Raw genomic sequence first — 25,568 nt, 5'->3', positions numbered from 1 at the left:
ATCAATAATTTTGATACCCCTTAAGCTATACCACTATTACAATGTTAAAACACGACTACTAACAGCATTTTAAATTTTTCTTTTCCGAAAACAGCATGTGGATGCCGTGCAGGCATTACTATTGACTGACCTTCAGTTAAACTGTATTTTGCATCATCAATTGTGATTTCACCTTCGCCGTCCAAGCATGTAACAAAAGCATCTCCCTTAGATTCATGAGAACTGATTTCCTCGTTTTTGTCAAATGCAAACAATGTAATATTAAGAGCTTCATTCTGAACTAAGGTCTTGCTTACCACCTGATGCTCCAAATATCCAACCTGCTCCTTTAATTCTACTACTTCTGATTTGACTATATTTTTCATAATTGTATTATTTATACTCATTTTCTCTCTCCCTTCTTTGCTTAATAAAGAAATTAAGTGATTTAGTTATCTAATATTTTTCCATCACAAGAAATCGTTACCACCTGCCAAGGGATCATTTTATTACTATTTTTTAATGCTTGTATAACAGCATGCTCCATTCCACCACAGCATGGTACTTCCATACGAACTACTTTCACACTCTTAATATGATTGTTTTTAATAATTGCGGTTAATTTTTCTGAGTAGTCTCCCTCATCAAGCTTCGGACAGCCTACGAGCGTAATATGGTTCTTAATAAAATCCTGATGGAAATTAGCGTATGCATAAGCAGTACAGTCTGCAGCAATTAAAAGATTTGCATTATCAAAATAAGGGGCATTTACTGGAACGAGCTTGATTTGCACCGGCCATTGCATCAGCTCACTTTTTTTTGCTGCGTAAGTGTGACTTTCTTGTATCTCTTCTTCTATCTTCTCTGCGTTCTCTTGCTTTAATGCCCTCGCTGCGCTGCCAGGACAACCGCCTGTATGGCAAGCACCACTACTTTGCTCCTGCATTTGCTTCTTATTCTTTTGGTACTGTTCCACTGCTTCTTCATCATATTCAGCCGCTTCTCTTTCTTCAAATGTAATTGCACCTGTTGGGCAGACCGGCAAACAGTTACCCAAGCCATCACAATAATCATCCCGAATCAGCTTTGCTTTGCCATCAATCATAGCAATTGCTCCTTCATGACAAGCACTGGCACAAGCTCCACAGCCATTACATTTCTCTTCCTCTATCTTTATAATCTGCCTAATCATAGTCTCCTCCTATTCAAAAAAGAGCTTCATGTCATTTTCAACATCGGTAATTCCTGCAATACCGAAATTTTCTACTAATACATTTGCAACATTTGGTGATAAAAAGGCTGGAAGCGTTGGTCCTAAATGAATGTTTTTTACGCCTAAGTAGAGCAAAGATAGTAATACAATTACTGCTTTTTGTTCATACCATGCAATATTATAGGCAATTGGTAAATCATTGACACTTTCCAATCCAAAAATCTCTTGTAATTTTAATGCTATCAGTACTAAAGAGTAGGAGTCATTACATTGTCCTGCATCCAATACCCTTGGTATTCCTCCGATATCTCCTAAATCTAATTTGATATACTTATATTTTGCACAACCTGCTGTCAAAATAACCGCATCTTTTGGTAAAGCCTTTGCAAAATCGGTATAATAATTTCTTGATTTCGCTCTGCCGTCACAGCCTGCCATAACGACAAACTTCTTGATCGCTCCAGATTTAACCGCATCAACCACTTTATCTGCCAACGCAAATACCTGATTATGAGCAAAACCTCCCACTATACTTCCTGTTTCAATTTCTGTTGGTGGCTGACAGGTCTTTGCCAGATTAATCAATTCTGTAAAGTCTTTCTTTTCACCCTCACTGCCCGGTATATGCTTACAGCCTACCATACCTGCACTTCCGGTTGTAAATAAACGTTCTTTATAACTAGACTTTGGAGGCACGATACAGTTAGTTGTCATTAAAATCGGTCCGTTAAAGCTTTCAAATTCTTCTTTTTGCTTCCACCATGCATTTCCATAGTTCCCTACAAAGTTATCATATTTCTTAAATGCCGGATAATAATGAGCAGGCAGCATTTCTGAATGGGTATATACATCTATTCCGGTTCCTTGTGTCTGCTCTAGCAACATTTCAATATCACGCAAATCATGTCCTGATACCAGAATGCCCGGATTTGCTCTTACACCTAAATTAACACTTGTAATTTCAGGATTACCATAAGCAGAAGTATTGGCATCATCTAACAGTGCCATTCCATCTACACCAAATTTTCCTGTTTGAAGTGTTAATCCAATCAGATCATCTACACTCAAAGAATCATCTAATAATTTCATTAATGTTTCCTGAACGAAAATATCAACCGCTTCATTCTCTTTTTCAAGTACATTCGCATGCTTCAAATAAGCACATAAACCCTTTAGTCCGTATGTGATTAATTCACGAAGACTTCTGACATCCTCATTTTCAGTGGCAAGAACTCCAACCTCTGCAGCTTTCTTCTTCATTTGGGTTATATCATATTCTTCCCATATAGCTGCCTTTGATAAGCTGCTATGATTCGATAATTTTTTTAATAATTCTTTTTTTACATCTAAAGTATTTTTTATTCTTTCAATAAATACAGCTTCATCAAAATTGGCATTTGTAATAGTTGTAAATAAGTTCCATGTAATGAGATGATTTATTTTCTTTTCAATTGTTACCTTTTCATCTCTAAGTTTAGTTGTTATCTCAGCTAACCCCTTGGTTACATAAATAAGTAAGTCCTGCATTGCTGCTACTTCCGGAGTTTTTCCACAGACACCCATCTGAGTACATCCCTGACATCCTGCTGTCTCTTGACACTGATAACAAAACATTTTATTTTCCATATGATTCTCCTATTCATTGTGAAATATTGAACTCGATTACATTCGAGTATTATTTATTTGTTAATAGAATCATAGCATGTTAGTTTTGTTATTTCTGTCACAATTGTTACATTTTATCATTTAAGTAAATACATTTTATCATTTATAAAACCCGCACTGACGACTGTTTCATCAGACTTATAAATATTCCTCCAACTTTTCTTGATCTAATATTGTTATTGTTTTTTTATTGACCTTAATCAGGCCTTCCTCCTGCATTTCGCCAAACTCTCTTGATAAGGATTGTCTTGCCACATTCAAATATTCTGCCATTGCTTCTCTTGTCATACATAACTGAATTACGTTTTCTTCCATCTGTTGATTAAATAGAAATCTAACAAGACACTGTCTTAAATTTCCGCTGCTTAAGACCTGTAATTTCATATTCATGTTGTAAGCTTTCTGCGCAAACAGCATTAAAATATTTTGAAATACAATAATGTGAGAGGGTTCAAGCATACCCTTTTTCATAGCAAATAATTCCGAATTAAATTCCATGATCTTTGCATTTTCTTGCACAGTAGCATAAATATTATACTGTTCTTTTTGCATATAAAGATAAATTTCTCCAAATATATCACCGCATCTGGTTATCTCTGTTATCAAAATCTTTCTTCCAGACATCGTATCCTTGCAAATCGAAACCCTGCCTTCCATGAGCAAATATAACTTTACCGGCTTGTCCTGCTCATGAAAAATAATACTTCCCTTATTGTATTGCCTCTTTGTAATACGACTGGTGTTAATAAAATTACTAATCTGTTCTTCGCTCATTCCTTTGCAAAGAACACTGTTTTGCAGAGCGAAAATCATGTCCTCCATATCTGCCTCCTATCATTATAATTATGTTTATTCTATTATATAAGACCTTTTAAACTTCTTGACAAAGTTTATATTTTGTTACACTATTACACTATCGGTTCCAAAATATTGCGATCGATTTGCAAATCTTGTCCGCACTGTAAGAAAGGTTGGTATACTTATGAAAGTAATTGATTGCTTAGGCGATATGTGCCCAATTCCTCTACTCATGCTTGAAAAGGAAATCCCGAATATAAAAAAAGGGGGCACCGTTATGCTTATAACCGACCACAGCTGCTCTTTAACTTCAATTAAGGATTTTTGCCGCATGCATCACTTTTCCTTTCATGATAATGAAGCAATTATAGGTGTTTGGGAAATTACAATCTCTAACATACTGTCTTCTGTATAATTTTTTCTATATAAGATATAATGCTCATATGCTCCGAGCGATTATAATCCTGCTTTCTTTTAATGGTATAATATTCACACTTGAAATCAAAATGTTCCAAATCAATTATTTTCAACTGTTTATTATATAATTCTTTCTTAATCGCCATATAAGGAAGAAATGCCAATCCGTACTCTTGTATCGCCGAAACTTTAATCGACTCTATTGAATCCAGATCATATAAAATATTCAAATCATTCATTTCTAAGCCTTTTTCTTTGAAATATGCTTCTAATATCTTCCTGGATTTTTGCGTTTTGGAAAGCATTAAAAGTGGGTACTGATGTAGATTTTTCATTTTTAATTTACTTGGTACATCCATATGATACCCGGCAACCAGATAGTACTGATCCGAATAAACCCTCTTGTAAATAAAGGATTCATTTTCTGGTTTTCCAACCACAATTCCAATATCTCCGATTCCAAGCGCAATATTTTTCTCGATTTCATTACTTGGCAACGTCTCCATTTCAATGATGTATGAAGGAAACTTGTTCTTGATATGATATAGTGTACATGGCAAAGCATAAGAGCAGGCAACAGAAGTAGCACTGATTCTTAGCTTTTGGTTTTTACTTTGATAATTTGAAATTTCATCTGTCATTTTATCGTATAAAGCAGTAATCTCAACCGCATGCTTATATACAATCATACCCGCTTCCGTCAGCTCAACTCCTTTATGTGTTCTATCAAAAATCTTAACATTAAAATTACGCTCTATTGTTTGAATCTCCTGACTAAGCGCTGACTGTGAGATACTTTTCGATGCTGATGCTTTTCGAATACTCTTACATTTTACCACTTCGATCAACATTTTCAAAAATTCAATATTCATACTTTCTTTCCCCCATTGTGATGCTCATACAAATCATACCAAACCTATTTTTTATACTATAACAGATTAAAGTAGTTTTGTATCGCTAATTTGTGAAACGTATGATAAGTTTTTCTTATCATCTATTGTAATTTCCGTTTACCTGACCAAAGCCTTTTCATGCTATAATTCAAATACAGTGTTTGTTATATTATTAACAATTTTACGAAAGGAGGTATTTAAATGCCTGATCAAGAACAAAAAACAAGTATTTCACGCACCAGAGCACCCCGTAAACCAAAGAAGAGTCAGATACCTTATGCACTTGTAATAACGGTATTAGTAATCGGCTTTGGATTTTATTTATCGGGATTTAGCCTTAAGCTTCCCATTTATCTTGCCTTTGGACTTTTATTTGGTTATACCCTGCAGCGGTCAAGATTTTGTTTTACCGCAGCTTTTCGAGATCCTTTTATAACCGGCAGTACCACTGTTACTCGTGCTGTTTTGGTTGCAATCAGCTTAGCATCGGTAGGCTTTTTTGCGATTAAGCTAAATTCAGTTTTAAACGGAAGCGAAACAAATTTAAGTATGGCGGGGGTTAATCCTATTGGGATCCCACTTATTCTTGGTGCCATCCTGTTTGGTATTGGTATGGTTATTGCAGGAGGCTGCGCATCCGGTACGCTGATGCGTGTCGGGGAAGGATTTACGATGCAAATTGTCTCTTTGTTCTTCTTTGTGATTGGCTCATTATGGGGAGCACATGACATGGGGACAATTTGGAGTACATTAAACGAAAGCGCTCCAAAAATATTTTTACCCAACATTTTGGGATGGTTTGGAGCAATTGTTGTTCAATTATTAATTATTGTACTTTTGTACATAGCTGCTATTAAATGGCAACAAAAGAAAATGGGTAGTGAATAAACTAAAAATTAAAATAATACAATGGAGGAATTTATAAAATGGCTGAATTTAATTTAGATTGTTTGGGAGAGGCTTGCCCTATTCCACTGATGAAATGTGAAAAGAAAATAGCAGAGCTTTCTGTTGGTGACGTATTGATTGTTGCAATCGATCATAGCTGTGCCATGAAAAATGTACCTGACTGGGCAAGAACTCAAGGCTATAATGTTGAAATAGATGAAGTAGATGATGGTGAGTGGGAAGTAATTATTGAAAAAACAAAATAGCACTTTAAAGAAAGGTGAAAGACATTGAAAGAATTTTTTATAAAGCTTGGAAACAATGAAATCTATAAAAAGCTAATGAAAGAACCTATTACATATGTTGCCGGTGCTGTATTACTTGCAGTGTTTCAAATTGCCCATTTTGCTATATTTCAACATGGCTGGGGAGTAAGTACAACCTTTGCACACTGGGGAGCATGGCTTTTTCAAGCAATGGGCGGCAACGTAAATCACTGGAGCTTTTTTGCTGATGAAAAAACACAGGCTACCTTAGCAAATGGACTGATACAAGATGGTGGAACCATCAGAAATCTTGGAATTATCCTTGGTGCTCTTATTGCTACATTATATGCATCGCAATTCAAGATAAAAAAAATTAAATCAATAAAGCAAATTATTGCTGCTGTTATCGGTGGTTTGCTTATGGGCTATGGAGCCAGAATGGCAATGGGCTGCAATATTGGTGCTTTATTTACCAGTATCGCTTCTTTCTCCTTATCTGGCTGGATATTTGGTGCGTTTTTACTGGTAGGTGCCTTTTTCGGGAGCAAGCTGCTGGCTAAATATTTCATGTAGTAAAAGCTTAAGACTATAGCCTAATTGAAAGGAATTTACAATGGAAAAAAAGATAGAAAATTATGATGTCATTATTATCGGAGGAGGAAGTGCCGGATTAACAGCCGGTATTTATTGCGGGCGTGCCAGACTAAAAACTTTGATTATTGAAAAATCACTAGTTGGCGGTTTAGCCACTTATACCAATGAAATAGAGAATTATCCGGGCTTCCCTGATGGTACGACAGGTTTAGGCTTAATGGAATTATTTCATAAACAGGCAAAGAAATTCGGTGTAACTTTCAAATTAACCGATGTTAAAAAAGTAGATTTAAAAGGCGACTTAAAATTGATTGAAACTTTCCGCACCAATTACACAGCAAAATCAGTGATTGTCGCTTCCGGAGGAAAACCACGTTTAACCGGAGCCAAGAATGAGGACTTATATTTATATGATAAGGGTATTTCTTTTTGTGCAACCTGTGATGCAGCCTCAAATACTGATAAAACAGTAATGGTAATTGGAAGCGGAGATGCAGCGATTGAAGAAGGAATGTTCTTAACAAAATTTGCTCAAAAAGTAATCGTTTCTGTTATGCATGACAATGGTAAAATGGACTGTAATGAAATTGCCAAAAATCAAGCACTTCAAAACCCAAAAATGGAATTTATGTGGAATACTGTAGTAGCTGGTTATGAAGGCGATGGACATTTAAATACTGTAGTGCTTAAGAATTTAAAAACGAACGAGTTATTACATGTAAAAGTGGATACCTGTTTCTTATTTATCGGATATCTCCCTAATACAGAAATTTTTAAAGATTCTTTGAATATGAACCGAAATGGTTATCTGATGACCAACGAAAAAATGGAAACAAATATTCCAGGTGTATTTGCAGTTGGTGATGTTAGGGATAAATTTCTAAAGCAGGTTGCAACTGCTGTTGGTGATGGCGCTGTTGCCGGATACTGTGCCGAAAAATATATTTATGAAAGTGAAATATTTGAGAAGCAAATCTTGAATGATGGTAAGCCCTCCCTTGTATTTCTTTATAATGCAGCAGATCAAAAAAGCTGTGAGCTGCTTCCTGTTATTGAAGCCTTTTCCTCTAAATATAGTAAAACAAAATTAAATATTTCAAAAATAGATATTTATAAATCAGATGGAATTGCTAAACGCTTAAGCATTCAGGAATTTCCCAGTGTTGCTTATTTAGATAATAATAAGGTAATGAAAGTTCTTACCACAAATATCTCAGATAATAGCTTATCCGAATTTATTGAATTTTAAGATACTTTATCTCCTTCTTTGCTTATTAATAAGAGAAGGAGATTTTAATGTTTACATATTTATTTTTATAGTCATCATTCAAATTAATAGTTCATCATTTACTTTTCTATTTATGCAATCATATAATGCCTCATCCGTCATATGGTTTTCCATGTTTGTAATTAGTACTACTTTTCTATCTTCCTCTGAGTAGAGAAACTGTCTTTGCCAATAATAAAAATGTGGTCCTTCCCCTATATTTCTAATGTAGCTCATAATACCACGAAGAACATATGCCGTTTGCTTTATATCAGTTAAACATTCGTTTTCGTAAAATCCTTCCCACAAGCCATGCTCTTTCTCTCTCATACTTTGATTAGCCTGTTCAAAGTATTCCTTTGATTTTCCAATAAGATAAAATGACTGCCAATATTCTTCCTTACAAAATCTATGATAGCTTTCACAAAAGTTAACTACCCCTTTTAAACAATACAAATGAATCTGTACATTCAAAAAAATGGAATCTTCAAAGTATTGTTTATCTTCTTCGAGGTTTTTCATTACTTGAATACATTTTAAATATAACTTTTCAAAACGTTGTAATCCTTCCAGACAAATATCATAGAACCTTTTCATCTGCTTTTTAAAACTCATGTCCTTAAAAGCCCAGACTAATTCTTTTACACTTTCTTCAAATTTCCCTTTTTGCCATTGGGAAGCTAATATACGAACTGTATAGTTGTAAAACTGTTCTCCTGCATGTTCATCCTCATTTACTCCAAATGAAATAACAGCCTCAAAATATGCCTGTATACATGCATAAATCTCCTCAACAATTTTGTTTTTAGCCACTATAACAGAGTGAATGTAATAGCTTTTAATATAATTCTGGCTCCATTTTTTAACATCAATTGTTTCATTTCTCCACCTTCTAGAAATGAAGTCCAACAAAAATACATGAGGTTTCACATTCGAACAATTAATAATCCAAAAATCATTGGCACCCTTTTGTATGATCTCATCAAACTCTCTATTTACAAATTCAATTGAGTTTGGCGACATTGTTATATGGTTGGCTGCCTGCAAATCAAAGAACGATGCATGATAATAAATTCCATGATGCCCTCCATCTTCTATTTTATATGGTAAGGCATAAATTCTTGGATTATGATTTTCCTGCCTTCTAGAAACCATTTTACCGTAGCCGTTATCTGCCCAAATTTTAATAATATTCTCTGGAAGCTTTAGTAAACCTTGATGATACAGCTCCATGACTTCACCATATAAATTTGTGCAGCAGATTGGATTACTTACTTTTTCTAATACCATATTATATTGCATTTCAATCAGAGAACTAATGAGCTCACCTCTTTTTTCTGGGGTGTCATATAATGGATCTGTGTTCCAAAAAGGAATATCTCCCTGACCTCGAAAACCTAAGTTCCATATAATTTTTTCATTTTTTTGTTCTTCAATTGCTCTTTTCCATAATCCCTGAAACAATTCTGGAAATTTAGCATAGGAAGGAACATATTGAGGATATGCTCTGGAAAACATCTCTGCCCCTAACGGTTCTGCATGATGCTGCGTAACCCATAAGCCCATATCTAATGCCAGTTTCTTATATTTCTTAGAGTTTTTATCCGTACCAGAAATCACCATGTTCCCTCCTAAGCGAAGCAATGCTTCAAATATCATTTCCCATGGTTTACTACAATCTCCTTTGATTTTCCAATGACTGATTAATACTTCATCATTAACAAACCAACCACGATACTTTACCTTATAGGCTTTTGACCAATACTCATTGATAGGTATGTATGCACATTCCATCTTATTGAAGCTCTGGTCATTCCAAAACCAAAAAGGCTGTACACCCAAATAACTCTCACTTATATAAAAAAGTCCATATATAAATCCTAACTCATCATTTGCCGCAAGACACATTTCACCGTTTTCAAAATAGATATGAAAACACTCATTTGAGACTTTCTCTTTTATTAAATTAATCGCACCGTTTTCCTCTTTTTTTTCTTTCAATGACATGGAAATATCTTTTTGAAATCTTTTTATTGCCCTGTCAACTCCAATCAACCCAGTATGATTTAAAATTTTAATTTTCGAAGTAATTTTAAAAAATTCTTCCATTTCTAACCTCCGTATTTATTTGTAATAAACTTATTCTATCCTTTAATTCCATCCATGGCAATTCCATCTACCAGATATTTTTGAAAAATTATAAAGAATAATAAAATAGGTATCAGTGAAATACACGACATCGCGAATAGTCCTCCATAATTGTTATAAGTATTTGGATCCAGATACATATTCAAAGCAAGGGGCACCGTGAATTTCTTAGTCGAATTCATAAAAATTAATGGTTGAAAAAAATCCTGCCATATCCAGTAAAAGGCAAAAATTGAGGAAGTAATAATGGAAGGTTTCACAATTGGAACCAAAATTTTAAATAAGATACTTATTTTTCCGCAACCGTCAATTGAAGCTGCTTCGTCAAGTTCTCGTGGAATTCCCCTGAAAAACTGGGTCATTAAAAATATGAAAAACGCTCCTCCAAAACACCATGGTAAAATCAAAGCAGTTAAGGTATCAATAAAGTGTAATTTTTTAAGAATAATATATTGTGGTACAATCATCACCTGAGGTGGTATCATTAATGTCACCATGACACATCCAAACCAAAAATTTGATAACTTAAACTTGATTCTGGAAAAAGCATAAGCAGCACATAAGGAAGAAAAAACACAGGTTACTGTTCCAATTACTGTAACTACTGTAGAATTTAATAAAAATATTCCAAAACGTATTCCTGCAATCCCCTCCCATCCACTTCCATAATTTTTTATTGCATCCATACTTTTGGGTATTAAAGTATAAGAATCAATAAAAATAGTTTCATTGCTCTTAAAAGAGCTTGAAACTAGCCAAAGCAACGGGTATATCATAAAAAATCCCAATACTATTGAAAATAGATGAAACTTAATTACAGCAATTTTTTTCTTTTTAGAAATTACTTTCATGATTCCTCCTCACTTTCATAAAATACCCAATTTTTTTGAGTCTTAAATAAAACAATAGTAAACATAGCAATAATTGCAACTAATACCCAGGCAAGTGCACAGCTATATCCCATGTCAAAATAAGTAAATGCCCTGCGATATAAGTAAAGAACATAGGATAAAGTACTATCTAATGGTCCTCCATTAGTAATGACATAGCTCTCTGTAAACACACGAAATCCATTGATTATTTGTAGAATCAGATTAAAAAATATAGTTGGTGTCAGCATAGGTATGGTAATTTTTAAAAATTTAATTACACTCCTAGCTCCATCCACATCTGCCGATTCATAAAGAGATAATGGAATCTGTTTCAGTGCAGATAAAAATATCAACATAGAAGATCCAAATTGCCATATACCCATTAAAATAATAACCAACAAAGCAGTATTTGGATTTCCTAATAGTGAAGTTTTTTGCTCGATTCCCATAGCTGAAAGTATAGACATAATAACTCCTTGATTACCAAATATCTGCTTCCAAACAACTGATACTGCAATACTCCCCCCAATAATAGATGGAATATAGTAACATGTTCTATAAATTCCAATTCCTCGATATTTTTTATTTAATAACATAGCAACTCCAAGGGCAAAAGCGAGCCTAAAGGGAACTAATATCAAAACGTAAGTAAAAGTTACCTTTAAGGCTTGATAAAAGGTGTCATCCTGTAAAAAAATTCTATTATAGTTACTTAATCCTATAAATTGTGGAACATTAAGTAAATTAAAATCAGTGCACGAATAATATATTGAAATTCCCATAGGTATCAAATACATGATAACAAATCCAGCCAGCCACGGAGTTAATAATAAGTAAGCAATTAAATTATTTCTCATTTTTTTTGTTAAATTCACACTCTCACTCCTTGCAGAAGGAAAGGGACATTGCATATCTTGCAGACCCTTCCCTCTATTTTTAATAAAAACTAATTATTTCTTGCCAGTATTTCATTCGCACTTTCCCTAAATGTCTTAGCCGCATCTTCTACAGTTGCCTGACCATATAAGACACTATAAACAGTCTTATTAAAGGATTCATTGATTTCTGAAATACCTACCGGATCAGGAGCAGGTGCTTCTCCACATAGGGCGCCCGCATTATTTACATATTCAAACATTTCCTTTTGCTTATCCGATAATTTTCCTGAATTTGTTAAATAATCTCGAATTTCAGAAGAAACAGGGGTTCCTCTCTCTGCCAGTATGATCTCATTTGCCTCTTCTGAATTAATAAACCAGTTAATAAATTTGGCAGCTTCCTCTTTAACTTTTGAAGTTTCTGAAACAGAGAAAAACATACCCGGTTTCAGCCACAAACCATTTGCTGCTTCACTCTCTCCTTTTGGTGGGGTAACTAAAGAAATGTTTTTATTTACTTCCTCAAGTCGACAAGCGTAATTAGACCAGTCTGTAACCATAGCACCATCGCCCGTAGCAACTGGCATAGCCTCGTAGCCTAAGGCTTTGATTGCATCATATTCATCTGGGTTTGGCGTTGCTTTAGCATCTATTAGTTCTTTTATCATATTTACGAAATCCACATAAATAGCGTCATCAAAATACCCTAAACTTTTGTTGTCTTCGCTAAATAAAGTCTGACCATGTTGCCTTACGTAATAATTAAAATTATTTGTATCATCTGCCATAATAGCGGAAAAACCATATTTTCCTGTTTTGTTATTAATTTCTTTGCATATTTTTAAAAAATCACTCCATGTCCAATCGGATGTAGGTTTATCAATTCCGGCCTCTGCAAATACAGAATTATTTATTCCAACAGTCAATAAGGAACTGGATAAGACTAAACCTGCCAGTTTTCCATCTATTTTCCCTGAGTCAGCCAGATTCGAATCCACATTAGCTAAGTCTATTGTTCCATTATCTACAAATTCCTGCATATCTGCTATTGAATTATTTTTTGCAAAGGTAGAAATATACAAATAGTCCATCTGCACAATATCTGGCATAGCTCCTGATGCTGCTTGTGTAGAAAGCTTATCAAAATAGCCGTCCCATCCAGAAGGTAACGCTTCAAAAGTTACGTTGGGATTAAGTTCTGTGTATTTGTTTAATAACTTTTGGGTATAATCGTGTCTGGATTGCCCTCCCCACCAGGTTATCTTAATTGTTACAGGTTCACCCTCAGCAGTTGAAGTATTCGTATTTTCAGTTTCTGCCTCTTGGACTGTTGCCTCATTTGTTTGTGTTTTCTGATCATCCTCAGACAATGCTTCTTTGCTGCCCCCACAGCCTGCCAGTGAAAATGACATCAACGAAGCCATAAATAAGGCTGTTACTTTTTTCAAATTCATATTTTCTCTCTCCTTTTCCAAATAAAAATACATTTCAATTATCTTTGAAATGCTTCACCTATTACAGATACTTAAATATCTTACTATTGGATTGTAGCCCATAATTCAATAAAATATAATAAAAAAAACTGTCTTACCCTTTGAAAAAAACTGACCTTTTTCTTGAAAATAAGGAAAGAAGACAGCAAATAACACTCTTACTATCTTCTTTCCTTTATTTCATTACCATTTCCTTATATTCGGATGGTGTTACGTTTGTATACTTTTTAAATACCTTGGAAAAATATTGTCCATCTGCCGTATATCCTACCAATTCAGCTAATTCTGAAATTAGCAGCTCAGGTTTAAACTGAATTAATCGTTTTGCCATTTCTATTCTTATTTCGAAAACAAAAGTTGAGAATTTTTTATTCATAGTTCTTTGAAATAATCTTCCGAAATATTCTTCATTCAGAAATAAAATGTCCTTAGCCAGCCACTGCAAGCTTAAATTTCTCTGATCCAAGTTACTGTAAATTTCAAAAAGTATTTCTTGTATCCTGTTATTGTCCCGGCTTCCATTATGTGTATACCCTAGAATTAATGGTTTATTTCTCACAATTTTATCTATCAGATACTTATAAAGCTCTCTTTTAGAGCGTTTATCCTGTACCTGAATTTGCAATTCTTGAATTTCTTCTTTTAACAAATTATTTAATAATGTAACAACAACATTTTTTATTTCATCCGTATTATAGTGTTCTAATGTAAGCTTGGCAAACAATATATTTGTTTCATATAATAAAGTGACATAATCATCTACCTGCTTAAATTTATCAAAATCTAACAAACGCAAGTTTTCTTCTCCTGCTTTTCGTAAACTTTCAGCAGTGGCCAAACCATGCGTACTGCCATAAGAGTCAAAAAATAACCGCTCTCTTGTTTGATCATATAACTCTTTCATGTTAATGAATTCATCTGTATCACTTAATGCTGCGCTAATCTGCTTCTTACAATAATTTTTATATTCAATTCTTAACTTTTGTATTACACTACGAATAAAAGTTATATTTACATCTTTAAGCATAAAAACTACTTCGTTATCAATGTATGTGCTCATAACAACTTTTTCTAGGGTAATAAACTCTTCTGTTATATTTTGAAGAACAAATTTTCCTAAATCATCAATCTCTCCATCAATGCGACAGTTTAATATACATACTTTATTATCTGCCTCATTATTCCCTTGATAAATTTGAAATTCTCTGTTTGAAACAATTACTCCAGACAAAACTTTATTAAAAAACTGTTCTCTTGCACGCGGCAATAATTTCTTGATTTCTTCATTATACTTCTTGTCCTCATAACGCTTACACTTTTTCTTTTCCTGAATTTCCAATTTTACTTGATTTACTACCTTTAAAATTTTTGTTTCATCACAAGGCTTTAAAATATAGTATTTTACTCCAAGCTCCATTGCACGGCTTGTATATTCGTATTCTCCATAACCTGAAAGAACAATGAAAAATGTATCGGGATAATCTTTTTGAACCTTAGCAATTAATTCGATTCCATCCATACCAGGCATCTTAATATCCGTTATCACTATATCTGGCTCCATTTCCTTTACCATCTGATAACCTTCAAAACCATTCCATGCATCTCCTACAATCTCAATCCCTTGTTCCTCCCAAGGTATCAGATTCACCATTCCATTTCTTTCAATTTCTTCATCATCCACAATTAGCGCTTTATACATTAAAATCACTCCTATAAGTTGGAATTGTCATTTTTATCATTGTACCTTCTCCTATTTTGCTTTGAATTTGCAATTTAAAGTCTTCACAAAATAGCAACGTCAGTCTTTCTTTAATATTCTTAAGCCCAATTCCATTTCCCGTTGTTTTAACTTGAAAATTTTTTACTTTTTCTAGTAAATCATCCTCCATGCCCATTCCGTTATCACTGACGATTATATTCAAGTAATCTTCTTCTTTATCTAGTTTAATTTCAATGGTACAAGGCTGCAGGGAATTTTCCACCCCATAAAATATTGCATTTTCTACTAACGGTTGAATACTCATGCTCGGAATCTTAAATAGCTCCAATCCACTGCATTTCTTTATAATAAATTCAACTCGTTTTCCGTAACGAAATTTTTGTATAAATATATAATCCTCAACCAACTCAAGCTCTTCCAACACTGTACTAACTGTATTACTACTAAGAGCAACTCTTAGTAGTGTTCCCAAGGAAAGAATCATTCTAGATGCATCCTCATTCTCATTACTCTTAATCATCCAGTTAATGGAATTTAAAGTATTATATAAAAAATGTGGATTAATCTGCGCCTGAAGTGCACGATATTGTGTATCTTTTAATATAATTTGTTTCTCATAGTTTTCATGAATCAGTGTCATCACTTCATCAATCATAATAAGAAAATCTTTCTTTAATATTCCAACTTCACTCAAAGCTTCCACTTTGTCCAAATATAATTTTGCCTGTTCGAACTCTCCTCTCTCGATAATCTGCATAGATTTTGTTAGTTTTTCGAGGGGTGCAGTTATATATAAGGATAATTTTTTCATTGCAAAATAGGCTGTGATAAATAATACAAAAAAGCCTACCAACATAAGCATACGAATAATTGAATTTAACATAAATATATTTGTATATGGAAACAGATTTACAAAAGTCCATTCCGTTTTTTCACTTTTTAAATAGCACATAAAGTATTTCTTATGTTTGATATTAATAATACGATAACCTTGTTCATCTGTTATAGAGGGGATATCCTTAAAATATTCTCCATCGTTTTCATAAACTATTTCATTATTAGAAAATACGCAAATATTCTTCTGTCCGCTTTTTAAAAATTCGTAGTTTCTTTCAAAAATAACATTAATATCGTTAATAAAAATAAGTGTGCCTAAATAATCTAAGCTATAATCAATATGCTCTTTAATATCTCTTCCTGATACTAAATATGGGAATTCCAGCGTTGGTTCAATATACACAAATCCACCTTTGGCTTCATCCGCTTTTTCCAAAATAGTACGATATATATCTTCTGGAAGTGCAACGTATTTTTCTCCCACATTTAATTCCACACCATTTCGATCCGTATATATAATGTTCATTATACTTTCATTTCCTAGGGCTTCGTTTAATAGCTGACTTCTAAAGGATGACATATTTAACAAATACTCTTGTTTATTACTCATTGACATCATATTGGTTAGTTGCTTTTGAATCTCATAATCGATTGCGATGCTGCTTGAGCTCTTTTCTATATTATCCAGTTCATTTTCTATGGTATTTACAAAATAAAAGAGTTCCTGTAGAGAATTCTCGTATATTTTATTATCGTAAATAGCCAAAGTAGTCTGCATAGCCGCTATACTAATGGTGCTAAAAGCACCAAAAATCAAAAAATATACAAAAAGCATCTTCTGGGACAGCCTAAAATTATTAAAATGATTTTTCCAACACTTCAATAAATTCATTATTCCTCCACTCACTTTTTATATTATTTTATCTATATTTTCTTCTATCCTATTTTTCCACATATGTTTTGCATTTACTAAATCATATCCACATTCACTAATACTTTTTGCCTTTTCTTCCTTATCAAGAAGTGCCTGAATCTTATCTGGAAGCTGCTCTATATGGTCTAAGGAGTATAATACAATATTTTCATTGTCCGCAAAATTTTCCTCCACATATCGACTGGTTTCTGTAACGCATACCGCCTTATTGACTATAGCAGAAAGCACTCTGTCATGAATTCCATCCTTAAACCAGGGCATGATATTTAAAACAATTTTAGATGCTGCAATGATTTCCAGAGAAACAGGAAAGCTGACCAACTGATTAATATGTAAATATTCCTTATTATTACATTTAAAATCTTCCCACCCATATCCATAGACAGTAACATTTATCTGATGATTTAACAGCTCTTGAATTATCTTTTCCCTATAATAAGCACGCACATATTTGTCTGCCACATAATAGGCATTTAAACGCTCCCTAAATTCACGTTTTGAAAGCTGCTCACCCGTTCTATCCAATATATTCCTAAGTGCCTGTTCCTGTGTTACATTCGTATTTGCCTTTAATTCATCTACAAATAAGCATAGTTCTTCTTTTAAATCAGAAAAATTTATTTCCTCTAAAAGCTTGGCCGCTGAGCTGTAGGTTCCAGAAAACAACACATCTATCCGTCTTTCTTCATATGGAATTATGTTCATCGCTTTCATTGCACCAAGTGGCATAAATATTACTTTTTTAATATCCGGATAATATTCTTTCACATATTCACAATGTGCTCTGTCAATCGCGATAATGTTGGAATTCTTTAATTTAATATTAATAACTGGATGGTGATATAGCGGATGATCTACAATATAATTATAAAACGGAGCATCAATTTGATCCAAATACCTTTCTCCTGAATCCAGCTCTAGGCGTTGCAGTCTTGAATTAAAATCAATAATCGCACGAAACTTCTTACCAATATATTGTTCCAGCTTCTCTTCTATATCTGACTCTTCCATCTCGATTTCACATATCTCTATTTCATAGCCTAATTTTTTTAACTCCTTACTCATTTCAGCAATAAAAAAATGATTTGACTCATAACATAAAATTCTTGATATAAATATTAAAATAGTCCGCTCCATATTGATGTCACCCTTTCTCTAATCTATAAGTAGTGTATCACTTATTTACTAGTATGAAAAGTACTCAAGTGAAATAGAGCGAACCATTTTATTTACTCATTATAAGGTAAACTTTTCAATTGCCTCCTTTAGTCTTTGAATACTCTCTTTACTAATTTCATTCTGCTGTTTCACCTGCCCTACCTTTTCAACAATTGTGGTTGCCTTTTCTGCAATCAATTGATTACCGGAAGCTCCCTCATTCACTGTTTTACTAACCTCACCAATGGCAGTAATAATAGATTCAATGGATGCAGCCAGCTCCTCGGAAGTTGCACTGAAATCAGTAATCAGCTCGTCCACAAAATCAGCGTCGTTGCTGTATTGTTCTCCCGTACTTTTGAGCCCTTCATAATCCTTTTTAACTGTATTATCAACAAATCCCATCATATCGTTTGCACTTTCCGCTAAAGCCTTAACTGAGTTTACCACATCATTTGTTACCAGCTGAATTTCATTTACTGTATTCTTTGAGCCTTCTGCAAGGCTTCTTATTTCATCCGCAACAACGGCAAAGCCTTTTCCTGCCTCGCCTGCCCTTGCTGCCTCAATAGCTGCATTTAACGCTAATAGATTGGTTTGAGCCGATATCTGTAAAATCGTATCAGAGAGAACATGGATTTGTTCCACACTTTGTGACATTTTCAAAGCATCCTCTAATTTTATCTTTGAGCTGTTGGAAACATTAATTGCCTGTTGTTGAGAATGAATCGCACTTTTCTTCAAATGAGACGCCCGTTCACTTATAACCTTTACATTCTCAGAGCCTTCTTGAGCCTTTTTCGCTACGGATAATACCGCGTTTTGTATCTCAATAGAGGAAGCATTTACTTCTTGTGTTGCCGCGGCCGTTTCTTCTGAGCCTGCTGCCAACTCCTCTACAACTGCAGAGGTATCTTCAACATAGGAGTCTAAATCATACAAGTAATTCACAATATTGTCTCCCACTTCCTCTACCTGATTAGCGCTGTCTCTTACCTGTATTAATATTATTCTAACATTATCAATAAAATCATTTACACTAGCTGCTAAGTCGCCAATTTCATCCTTTGACTTTACTACAATTTTTTGAGTCAAATCACCGCCTCGTTCAGCTAAATTGGTAAGCTTTTTGCCCAATACTTTAATGGGTACCAACGTACTCATTATAATAAAGATAGCGGCTGCAATAGAGAAAATAATTGCGGAAGCACTAATGATAATCGTTAGTACAAAATTTGTCTTATAATCCTTATCACCCATATTACTTGCATTTTGAGCCTCTGTTAAATTGTATGACTCAAGCTCAGTAGTCGCTTCCAAAAGCTTATCCATAGATTCCTTAGATTCTCCATTTAACAATTCCATTGCTTCCTGTGTCTTTAGCTGAGTACTTAAGGCAATTACTTTCTCATGTACACTTAAATACTCAGTCCAACATTGTAAAATAGTATCAAACATATCCTTAGTTGCGTCGCTATAAAGTGTATTTTGATATTCAGTAAGGTTGGTATCCATTTTGTCAGCAATCTCACTCAATTTATCCTCGTAGCTTTTCATATCCGTTTCATTACTGGCAATAACATGCTGCAACTCCTGCACGCGAAAGCTCGTTGCCAACTGATTAATCGTTAATGAATGTTCAATTCCCGGAATCCAAACCTCTTCCATCTCTGTCGACCTTTCATTAATTGTATGCAAAGAATAAATTGAATAGCCGCTAAGACCAATAAAAATTGCTGAGATTAAAACAAATGTAAAAATTAACTTTTTTTTGATTGTAAATTTCATTCTTTCATCCTCCATATACCTTATAGTACTGTTTTGTCTTTGCCTCTAATCTTTGCCTCTGTTATTCTAATTCCACCTTCTTATCAGCCTGCTGTATTCAATTGGCGTATTTTTATTAATGATACTACCATGTTTGATATAGAAAGTAAATTATTGATAAATTATATTTTCATTAAATTTTAAATATATTTAATTGCAGCGCCGAATGTAGTCACGCAGTGACATTTTCCACTTGCATACGTGCGCATTTTGTTTTTATTTCATACGAGGAATCAAAACTTTTATACATTAACAACAATGTCTTTCTTATGAAATAAAAAAAGCAATACGTCCACATATAAAATGTAAGCATATCGCCTGAAATATTTACTAATATAATATTTTGGTAACTTTCTGTATTACTTTCTATCTGTAAGAATTGAATAGAATGCTGCAATTCCAACACCAGTAAAAATAAATAAATCTGATATATTAAATACAATATCTTTAATCTTTTTAATCTTAACATTAAAGCTAAAATAATCTATCACGTATTTACGTACCATTCGGTCATATAAATTACTGGCACCGCCTCCAATAATAAAGCTAAGTGCTAATTTAAGAAGACCAGTTTTTTTCCTGCCAATTAGTAAAAACTGTGTAGCAATGACAGACCACATGAGTGCTGCTGAAAAGCCTGCCACAAATTCCTGTTTATTTTCCAGTGCATTTAAGGCACCACCCTTATTATAAACTTTACGGATAATTATCATATTATTGAACTTTTTTTCCGATTTATTGTACTCTAGTTTTTTTTCAACAAAATGCTTTATAACACAATCTGTTAAAAAAATTCCTGCTGATATAAAGAAATAAATCAAGTAATTCACCCACCTTTTTCACTCTATTTTGTTAAATTCATCTTTGTATCTTTGTTCAATTTATTGTTATATTGAATAGCCATCTGACCAATCGTATTCTAAAATTCATTATCCTTTACATTCTCATTATAATAATTGATATGCTTAGTGCTATTAGTGTATCACAAAAGTACCAAAAATTCTATGAATGAATTTTTGGTACTTAAAGTTTTAAACAATTACAACATTTTTCTTCTTTCTAAGTTAAGAATACCACGCATATCAATAACCGGTCCTCCAATATTCTCTATATATTCTCTCGTAATAGTAACCCGTCCGATATTCTCATCTTTTGGTATTTCGTACATAATATCCAACATGAATTCTTCTATAATCGCTCTTAATGCTCTCGCACCCGTTTTCTTTTCCAGTGCTTTTTCTGCTATGGATTCTAATGCATTATCATCAAAGTTTAATTGAACTTCATCAAGCTCCAATAACTTCTGATACTGCTTTAGAATTGCATTTTTGGGTTCTTTTAATATCTTAATAAGCATTTCTTTGGTAAGACTATCAAGAGTAAATACAATTGGAAGCCTTCCAATAAATTCAGGAATCATACCAAAATTCTTAATATCGTCAACTATTACTTTACTCAAAACATTTGGATCTTTATCATACTTATCCTTTAAATCTGCTTTAAAACCCATTGATGATTCTTTATTTAATCTTTCCTTAATAATTTCTTCTAAGTCTGGAAAGGCACCTCCGCAAATAAACAAAATATTCCTTGTATTTACTGTTGTTAGCGGTACCATAGCATTTTTACTATTCGCTCCTACAGGCACTTCAATATCTGCTCCTTCTAAAAGCTTAAGCATTCCCTGCTGAACCGACTCACCACTGACATCTCGTTGGTTGGTATTCTTCTTCTTCGCAATCTTATCAATCTCATCAATAAAGATAATTCCACGCTCTGCTTTTTCTACGTCATTGTCTGCTGCCGCCAACAATTTAGACACTACACTTTCTATATCATCACCTATGTAACCTGCCTCCGTTAATGAAGTAGCATCTGCTATTGCAAGAGGTACATCTAAGATACGTGCAAGTGTCTTAACTAAATAAGTCTTCCCGCTTCCTGTTGGCCCAATCATCAGCATATTAGATTTTTCTATTTCAATTTCATCCATCGTATTCGTTGCGACTCTTTTATAATGATTATAAACGGCAACTGATATAACTTTCTTGGCCTGTTCTTGTCCCACTACATATTCATCTAAACTCGCCTTAATCTTATGAGGTACTTGAATATTTTTAATATCTAGTTCTGGAACTTTCTTCTCTTCATTTACTTTTTTCTTCTTAATCTTTTGCTTCTTGGGAACCGTATTTTGTAAATCTGCCAAATTAATCATACTGATATTAGGAATGTTTGACATACCCATAATATCATCATAGCCAAAACCACCCTTTCCCATAGCGTCAAAGGTCTTTTGCATACAATCTGAACAAATGTGTATATTATTGGGCAGTTCAATCATTTTACCTGCTTTGCTCTCAGGCCTCCTGCACAAATAGCAAATATCTTCATAATCTTCTTCTTCTGAATCTTCTTCCTTTTTCGTCTCTAATTCCTCTACTGCCTCTATTTCAAAATCATCATCTTTATTCATTTCTGACATAATACATAATCCTTTCTGCAGCTATATACGCAAGTATATTCAATCTAATCGTTATATTATTTTATTATAACTTAGATAGATAAACCAAACAAGTAAAGAATTATGAAAAAATAGTGAATCCAACAATCCGCTTCTATCATACTACTTATTTTTAATCCTTGCAGATACGTAGAAAGAATCTAAAAAGTCCTTTAATTTCTCATTCTGTATAATAGGATGTTCATTATTTTGCAATATTTCTAAAAGATTATAATTATCCTGCTCCTTAAGCCGGATGTCCAATTCAATATGCTCATCTTTACAGCATATTACTATTTTACAGTCTTTTTGAGGCGTTAGTTTTTCTTTGAAGAATATCTGCATATTTTGGGGCGGTACCAAATTTTTATTAATATCCACATCATTTTCAATATTCATTTTATTATTCCACAGCCATGCATGATTAAAACCATAATCATATACATAGCGTTTTCTCTTATCAATGGACTCTGTATCAAAATCACTGATATTTTCCTCCAGCGCCAATCTATTTACCATATCATACAAAGCGCCTCTTACTTTTTCACACTCGTAGTAATAGTTAGAATTGTAATAAACAAAATAATTAGAATCATTTAAATCATCATCAAATAACTTGACTGCCAAATTCTTACCCTCTGCGTCATTTACATTTGCCGCTACTATTACTGAATTATATCGGTAATTTCGATATATATCCTTTAGTATTTTGCTTTTATATGCATCATGCTTTTCATCCAATACGCCTGTCTTTATGCAATAATTTTTTATTGTAAAATAATATTGTTTTAATTCATTATTCACATCATCCATTGATATTTCACCCTGAAAATACATTTCAAGATTCAATATTATCTTATCATACAAAGCACGTACCTGCTCTGCAACATCATCCGTATATTCTATAATTTCTTTTGAATTTTTACAAATATTTTCATTTTCCAATTTTTTTGATCTCACTTTCTTCTCTTTCGTTATATCAAATTGATTATACATTACAACAAAATTATTTTTATCGGATTCATTATAAACATTATTTAATTTTGGGTTATTCATAGTATATCCTCCTAAATTCAGTATACTTGTTAAATTGAAAACTTCTTTTGCTGTATTTCTTTGTCACGAGATAAGTGAATAATCTAAATCTTTTTGTTTGCTTCCTAACTGTAAAATTTTACTTACGCAAGCTTCTAACGACGGCGCACACCCTAATGCATCGTCGTTAGACAGTTATTTACCCTTCTAACTATAAATCAAGCTTTGATTTATATCATGATTCATTATATTGCGTAACTTTCTACAGTTAAATAAATCCCCTATTACTATTTTACCCTAATGAAGTTTCCCCACAAAAAGCTGCTCTTCAATGATTATGAGCACTATACTTATTGCCCCTCTGGTAAACAATTACAAAATAACACATTTTTACATTTATTTACATAGTTTTTGCACGAATAGACTATTTGAAAGCGTGAATAGACTAAAAAAATCGTTTTCAAAAAATGCATTTTGCAAACGTTTTTAATGAATCGTCAAAAAATTAACGTATACCTTGAAACGCTGATATATTCAGCTCTAGGACTTATTTCCTATATAAGAAAAAAGGTCATGTTGTTTTAGACTTTTCTAAAACAACATGACCTTTTTTAACTAATATTGTGCTTGCAAATCGAGTTGATATTTTTTAACATTTTATTTCCGTTTACTGCGTTTTTCGACCTAAAGTAACTGCAATATCTTTTTCCTGATATTCGCCATCCTGGGTAGACTGTACTGTAACTGTAACTGTGCTTCCAGCCGCATAATATTGAAGCATATCTTGCAGACTTTCCATAGAAGCCACGCTTGAGCCGTCAAATTTAGTTATAATATCACCCTTTTTAATACCAGCTGTTTCAGCTGCACTGCCTTCCAACACCTCTCTTACATATATACCGGTTGGCATATTGTAAGCGCTTGCTGCTTCTTCTGACACATCTAGACCTTGAATTCCTAAGTAGCCTATATCTTCTGATTCCACTTTATCCTTAGTTTCTTTTGTTACCAGTTCATTAATAATTGGTATTGCTTTTGTTATTGGTATTGCATATCCCATACCTTCCACATCCGTTGATGAGTATTTAACAGAGTTAATACCGATTACCTGTCCCTGCATATTAAGAAGTGCGCCGCCGCTGTTTCCAGGATTGATTGCTGCATCCGTCTGAATTAAGCTGCTTGTTACATTATCTACAGTAATCTCTCTGTTTACTGCACTAATAACACCAGTAGTGACTGACTGTCCATATCCCAACGCGTTACCAATTGCGATTGCGGCTTCTCCAACCTTTAATTGATCCGAATCACCTAAATCAGCTATCTTTATCTGACTTAAAGTACTGCTGTCTATATCCTCCAGTGAAACTGCAATGACTGCTAAATCATTATCTGAATCAGTTCCTTTAATTTTGGCATTGACTACGCTCCCATCAACGAAGCCAACAGATAAGGTAGTAGAATCAGATACCACATGGTTATTTGTTACAATTAAAAGCTCTGAGTCATTCTTTTGTATTATAATTCCTGAACCACTTGATTCCTGCTCCTGCTCGTAGGTATTACCTCCTTGCTGTGTTCCGTCACCAAATGATCCAAAGAAGTCCGGAACCTGAACTTGTGTCGTCGAAACATTCGTGATAGAAACTACACTTGGCATAACAGTTTCTACTACATTTGATACATCTGTTACATTAGTAGCCAGAGTTGTCGCTTCAGTTGAGGCAATCGTCTTATCATCCCCTACTGTATTTTTTGCATCGGCATCACTGTCTCCGGTACTTTCTATTCCGGTCAAATCAACTGATGCCACCTGTGTCTTATTAAATTCATTTGCTACATATCTGACAGCTTCAAAAGAACCGCCGGCCAAACCACCGCCAATCACAGCAAGCGTTGCAACAACTGCCAGCTTCTTACCAAAGCCACCCTTATTATTATTCTTTTTGTTGTTCCCCGGATTACCTCCAGAAGATTGATTTGTGTTCATATCCAGACTCCCATATGGTGCCTTGTAATAAGCTCGGCTATATCTTTGATCACTTCCTTCAGATTCGCCGGTGTTATCACTGTCGGTAGTGTTACTGCTTGAATTGTCATAATAGTCGTTATTCTGTTTATTTTCTTGGTTTTCATTATCATTTTCAAACATGCTTCATTCTCCTTTACTATTGTTTATTTTC

22 protein-coding genes are annotated in these 25,568 nt (G+C 33.7%); 5 read left to right on the top strand and 17 right to left on the bottom strand.

What is annotated here, in order from left to right:
• Nucleotides 1–44 precede the first annotated feature (44 nt).
• The 4 genes from C8E03_RS16430 to C8E03_RS16415 all read right to left on the bottom strand — a co-directional run bounded on the left by C8E03_RS16430 (nucleotide 45) and on the right by C8E03_RS16415 (nucleotide 3,679).
• On the bottom strand, nucleotides 45–386 hold the full coding sequence (locus C8E03_RS16430; protein WP_110291606.1) for a cupin domain-containing protein: 342 nt from the start codon (nucleotides 384–386) through the stop codon (nucleotides 45–47).
• A gap of 41 nt (nucleotides 387–427) precedes the next feature.
• Nucleotides 428–1,171, bottom strand: coding sequence for an ATP-binding protein (locus C8E03_RS16425; protein ID WP_110291605.1), 744 nt, complete (start codon nucleotides 1,169–1,171; stop codon nucleotides 428–430).
• 9 nt (nucleotides 1,172–1,180) lie between these two features.
• Entirely contained in the window at nucleotides 1,181–2,818 is a 1,638-nt protein-coding gene (gene hcp / locus C8E03_RS16420) for a hydroxylamine reductase (protein WP_110291604.1), read from the bottom strand.
• A 177-nt stretch (nucleotides 2,819–2,995) separates the two neighbouring features.
• Complete coding sequence (locus tag C8E03_RS16415; RefSeq protein WP_094380333.1) at nucleotides 2,996–3,679, bottom strand: Crp/Fnr family transcriptional regulator; 684 nt, start codon at nucleotides 3,677–3,679, stop codon at nucleotides 2,996–2,998.
• A 160-nt stretch (nucleotides 3,680–3,839) separates the two neighbouring features.
• Between C8E03_RS16415 and C8E03_RS22870 the strand changes: the two genes are divergently transcribed.
• Nucleotides 3,840–4,070: a sulfurtransferase TusA family protein gene (locus C8E03_RS22870; protein ID WP_094380332.1), complete on the top strand. Its 231-nt coding sequence runs from the start codon at nucleotides 3,840–3,842 to the stop codon at nucleotides 4,068–4,070.
• Here the strand turns inward: C8E03_RS22870 and C8E03_RS16405 are convergent.
• Entirely contained in the window at nucleotides 4,048–4,944 is an 897-nt protein-coding gene (locus tag C8E03_RS16405; RefSeq protein ID WP_094380330.1) for a LysR family transcriptional regulator, read from the bottom strand. The two genes, C8E03_RS22870 and C8E03_RS16405, sit on opposite strands and share 23 nt — an antisense overlap.
• A 222-nt stretch (nucleotides 4,945–5,166) precedes the next feature.
• Between C8E03_RS16405 and C8E03_RS16400 the strand changes: the two genes are divergently transcribed.
• From C8E03_RS16400 to C8E03_RS16385, 4 genes are read left to right on the top strand one after another with little or no spacing between them, the layout of a single operon-like run.
• The gene (locus tag C8E03_RS16400; protein ID WP_110291603.1) at nucleotides 5,167–5,853 is read left to right on the top strand and encodes a YeeE/YedE thiosulfate transporter family protein; all 687 of its coding nucleotides are present in this window, start codon (nucleotides 5,167–5,169) and stop codon (nucleotides 5,851–5,853) included.
• 38 nt (nucleotides 5,854–5,891) lie between these two features.
• Nucleotides 5,892–6,119: a sulfurtransferase TusA family protein gene (locus C8E03_RS16395; RefSeq protein ID WP_094380326.1), complete on the top strand. Its 228-nt coding sequence runs from the start codon at nucleotides 5,892–5,894 to the stop codon at nucleotides 6,117–6,119.
• Nucleotides 6,120–6,143: 24 nt separating this feature from the next.
• Nucleotides 6,144–6,692: a YeeE/YedE thiosulfate transporter family protein gene (locus C8E03_RS16390; RefSeq protein ID WP_181899284.1), complete on the top strand. Its 549-nt coding sequence runs from the start codon at nucleotides 6,144–6,146 to the stop codon at nucleotides 6,690–6,692.
• Between the two features lie 40 nt (nucleotides 6,693–6,732).
• Nucleotides 6,733–7,962, top strand: coding sequence for an FAD-dependent oxidoreductase (locus tag C8E03_RS16385; RefSeq protein ID WP_094380324.1), 1,230 nt, complete (start codon nucleotides 6,733–6,735; stop codon nucleotides 7,960–7,962).
• 78 nt (nucleotides 7,963–8,040) lie between these two features.
• Here C8E03_RS16385 and C8E03_RS16380 read toward each other — a convergent pair whose 3' ends face one another.
• The 12 genes from C8E03_RS16380 to C8E03_RS16325 all read right to left on the bottom strand — a co-directional run bounded on the left by C8E03_RS16380 (nucleotide 8,041) and on the right by C8E03_RS16325 (nucleotide 25,537).
• A complete protein-coding gene (locus C8E03_RS16380; protein WP_110291602.1) occupies nucleotides 8,041–10,089 on the bottom strand; it encodes a glycosyl hydrolase 115 family protein in 2,049 nt (682 codons plus the stop codon).
• A gap of 35 nt (nucleotides 10,090–10,124) precedes the next feature.
• Complete coding sequence (locus C8E03_RS16375) at nucleotides 10,125–10,979, bottom strand: carbohydrate ABC transporter permease (RefSeq protein WP_094380320.1); 855 nt, start codon at nucleotides 10,977–10,979, stop codon at nucleotides 10,125–10,127.
• On the bottom strand, nucleotides 10,976–11,857 hold the full coding sequence (locus tag C8E03_RS16370) for a carbohydrate ABC transporter permease (RefSeq protein ID WP_242993613.1): 882 nt from the start codon (nucleotides 11,855–11,857) through the stop codon (nucleotides 10,976–10,978). The genes C8E03_RS16375 and C8E03_RS16370 overlap by 4 nt, the downstream gene beginning before the upstream one ends.
• An 89-nt stretch (nucleotides 11,858–11,946) precedes the next feature.
• On the bottom strand, nucleotides 11,947–13,332 hold the full coding sequence (locus C8E03_RS16365; RefSeq protein ID WP_110291601.1) for an ABC transporter substrate-binding protein: 1,386 nt from the start codon (nucleotides 13,330–13,332) through the stop codon (nucleotides 11,947–11,949).
• A gap of 214 nt (nucleotides 13,333–13,546) precedes the next feature.
• Complete coding sequence (locus tag C8E03_RS16360; RefSeq protein ID WP_094380314.1) at nucleotides 13,547–15,070, bottom strand: response regulator transcription factor; 1,524 nt, start codon at nucleotides 15,068–15,070, stop codon at nucleotides 13,547–13,549.
• Nucleotides 15,063–16,820 (bottom strand): sensor histidine kinase, encoded by a 1,758-nt coding sequence (locus C8E03_RS16355; protein WP_110291600.1) that lies wholly within the window; start codon nucleotides 16,818–16,820, stop codon nucleotides 15,063–15,065. Before C8E03_RS16355 ends, C8E03_RS16360 begins: the two co-directional genes overlap by 8 nt.
• Before the next feature lie 18 nt (nucleotides 16,821–16,838).
• Nucleotides 16,839–17,999 (bottom strand): glycosyltransferase family protein, encoded by a 1,161-nt coding sequence (locus tag C8E03_RS16350; protein WP_110291599.1) that lies wholly within the window; start codon nucleotides 17,997–17,999, stop codon nucleotides 16,839–16,841.
• A 99-nt stretch (nucleotides 18,000–18,098) separates the two neighbouring features.
• Nucleotides 18,099–19,808 (bottom strand): methyl-accepting chemotaxis protein, encoded by a 1,710-nt coding sequence (locus C8E03_RS16345; protein WP_170123029.1) that lies wholly within the window; start codon nucleotides 19,806–19,808, stop codon nucleotides 18,099–18,101.
• A 398-nt stretch (nucleotides 19,809–20,206) separates the two neighbouring features.
• Entirely contained in the window at nucleotides 20,207–20,668 is a 462-nt protein-coding gene (locus C8E03_RS16340; protein WP_170123028.1) for a signal peptidase II, read from the bottom strand.
• A gap of 218 nt (nucleotides 20,669–20,886) precedes the next feature.
• Nucleotides 20,887–22,332 (bottom strand): ATP-dependent Clp protease ATP-binding subunit ClpX, encoded by a 1,446-nt coding sequence (clpX, locus tag C8E03_RS16335; protein ID WP_094380305.1) that lies wholly within the window; start codon nucleotides 22,330–22,332, stop codon nucleotides 20,887–20,889.
• A gap of 141 nt (nucleotides 22,333–22,473) precedes the next feature.
• On the bottom strand, nucleotides 22,474–23,406 hold the full coding sequence (locus tag C8E03_RS16330; RefSeq protein WP_110291598.1) for a hypothetical protein: 933 nt from the start codon (nucleotides 23,404–23,406) through the stop codon (nucleotides 22,474–22,476).
• A 646-nt stretch (nucleotides 23,407–24,052) separates the two neighbouring features.
• Nucleotides 24,053–25,537 carry a S1C family serine protease gene (locus C8E03_RS16325; protein WP_110291597.1) on the bottom strand — a complete coding sequence of 495 codons (1,485 nt, stop codon included), beginning with the start codon at nucleotides 25,535–25,537 and terminating at the stop codon, nucleotides 24,053–24,055.
• Between the last annotated feature and the right edge of the window lie 31 nt (nucleotides 25,538–25,568).

Source organism: Lachnotalea glycerini, assembly GCF_003201285.1.
GTDB classification, from domain to species: domain Bacteria; phylum Bacillota; class Clostridia; order Lachnospirales; family Lachnospiraceae; genus Lachnotalea; species Lachnotalea glycerini.
Note: the sequence above shows the minus strand (reverse complement) of the source record. Positions and strands in the feature narration are given on the sequence as shown.

Excerpts from the sequence above, each read along its gene's own strand:
- C8E03_RS16430 (WP_110291606.1), bottom strand. The coding sequence starts at position 386 with ATGAGTATAAATAATACAATTATGAAAAATATAGTCAAATCAGAAGTA.
- C8E03_RS16425 (WP_110291605.1), bottom strand. The coding sequence starts at position 1,171 with ATGATTAGGCAGATTATAAAGATAGAGGAAGAGAAATGTAATGGCTGT.
- hcp (WP_110291604.1), bottom strand. The coding sequence starts at position 2,818 with ATGGAAAATAAAATGTTTTGTTATCAGTGTCAAGAGACAGCAGGATGT.
- C8E03_RS16415 (WP_094380333.1), bottom strand. The coding sequence starts at position 3,679 with ATGGAGGACATGATTTTCGCTCTGCAAAACAGTGTTCTTTGCAAAGGA.
- C8E03_RS22870 (WP_094380332.1), top strand. The coding sequence starts at position 3,840 with ATGAAAGTAATTGATTGCTTAGGCGATATGTGCCCAATTCCTCTACTC.
- C8E03_RS16405 (WP_094380330.1), bottom strand. The coding sequence starts at position 4,944 with ATGAATATTGAATTTTTGAAAATGTTGATCGAAGTGGTAAAATGTAAG.
- C8E03_RS16400 (WP_110291603.1), top strand. The coding sequence starts at position 5,167 with ATGCCTGATCAAGAACAAAAAACAAGTATTTCACGCACCAGAGCACCC.
- C8E03_RS16395 (WP_094380326.1), top strand. The coding sequence starts at position 5,892 with ATGGCTGAATTTAATTTAGATTGTTTGGGAGAGGCTTGCCCTATTCCA.
- C8E03_RS16385 (WP_094380324.1), top strand. The coding sequence starts at position 6,733 with ATGGAAAAAAAGATAGAAAATTATGATGTCATTATTATCGGAGGAGGA.
- C8E03_RS16380 (WP_110291602.1), bottom strand. The coding sequence starts at position 10,089 with ATGGAAGAATTTTTTAAAATTACTTCGAAAATTAAAATTTTAAATCAT.
- C8E03_RS16375 (WP_094380320.1), bottom strand. The coding sequence starts at position 10,979 with ATGAAAGTAATTTCTAAAAAGAAAAAAATTGCTGTAATTAAGTTTCAT.
- C8E03_RS16370 (WP_242993613.1), bottom strand. The coding sequence starts at position 11,857 with ATGAGAAATAATTTAATTGCTTACTTATTATTAACTCCGTGGCTGGCT.
- C8E03_RS16365 (WP_110291601.1), bottom strand. The coding sequence starts at position 13,332 with ATGAATTTGAAAAAAGTAACAGCCTTATTTATGGCTTCGTTGATGTCA.
- C8E03_RS16360 (WP_094380314.1), bottom strand. The coding sequence starts at position 15,070 with ATGTATAAAGCGCTAATTGTGGATGATGAAGAAATTGAAAGAAATGGA.
- C8E03_RS16355 (WP_110291600.1), bottom strand. The coding sequence starts at position 16,820 with ATGAATTTATTGAAGTGTTGGAAAAATCATTTTAATAATTTTAGGCTG.
- C8E03_RS16350 (WP_110291599.1), bottom strand. The coding sequence starts at position 17,999 with ATGGAGCGGACTATTTTAATATTTATATCAAGAATTTTATGTTATGAG.
- C8E03_RS16345 (WP_170123029.1), bottom strand. The coding sequence starts at position 19,808 with ATGAAATTTACAATCAAAAAAAAGTTAATTTTTACATTTGTTTTAATC.
- clpX (WP_094380305.1), bottom strand. The coding sequence starts at position 22,332 with ATGTCAGAAATGAATAAAGATGATGATTTTGAAATAGAGGCAGTAGAG.
- C8E03_RS16330 (WP_110291598.1), bottom strand. The coding sequence starts at position 23,406 with ATGAATAACCCAAAATTAAATAATGTTTATAATGAATCCGATAAAAAT.
- C8E03_RS16325 (WP_110291597.1), bottom strand. The coding sequence starts at position 25,537 with ATGTTTGAAAATGATAATGAAAACCAAGAAAATAAACAGAATAACGAC.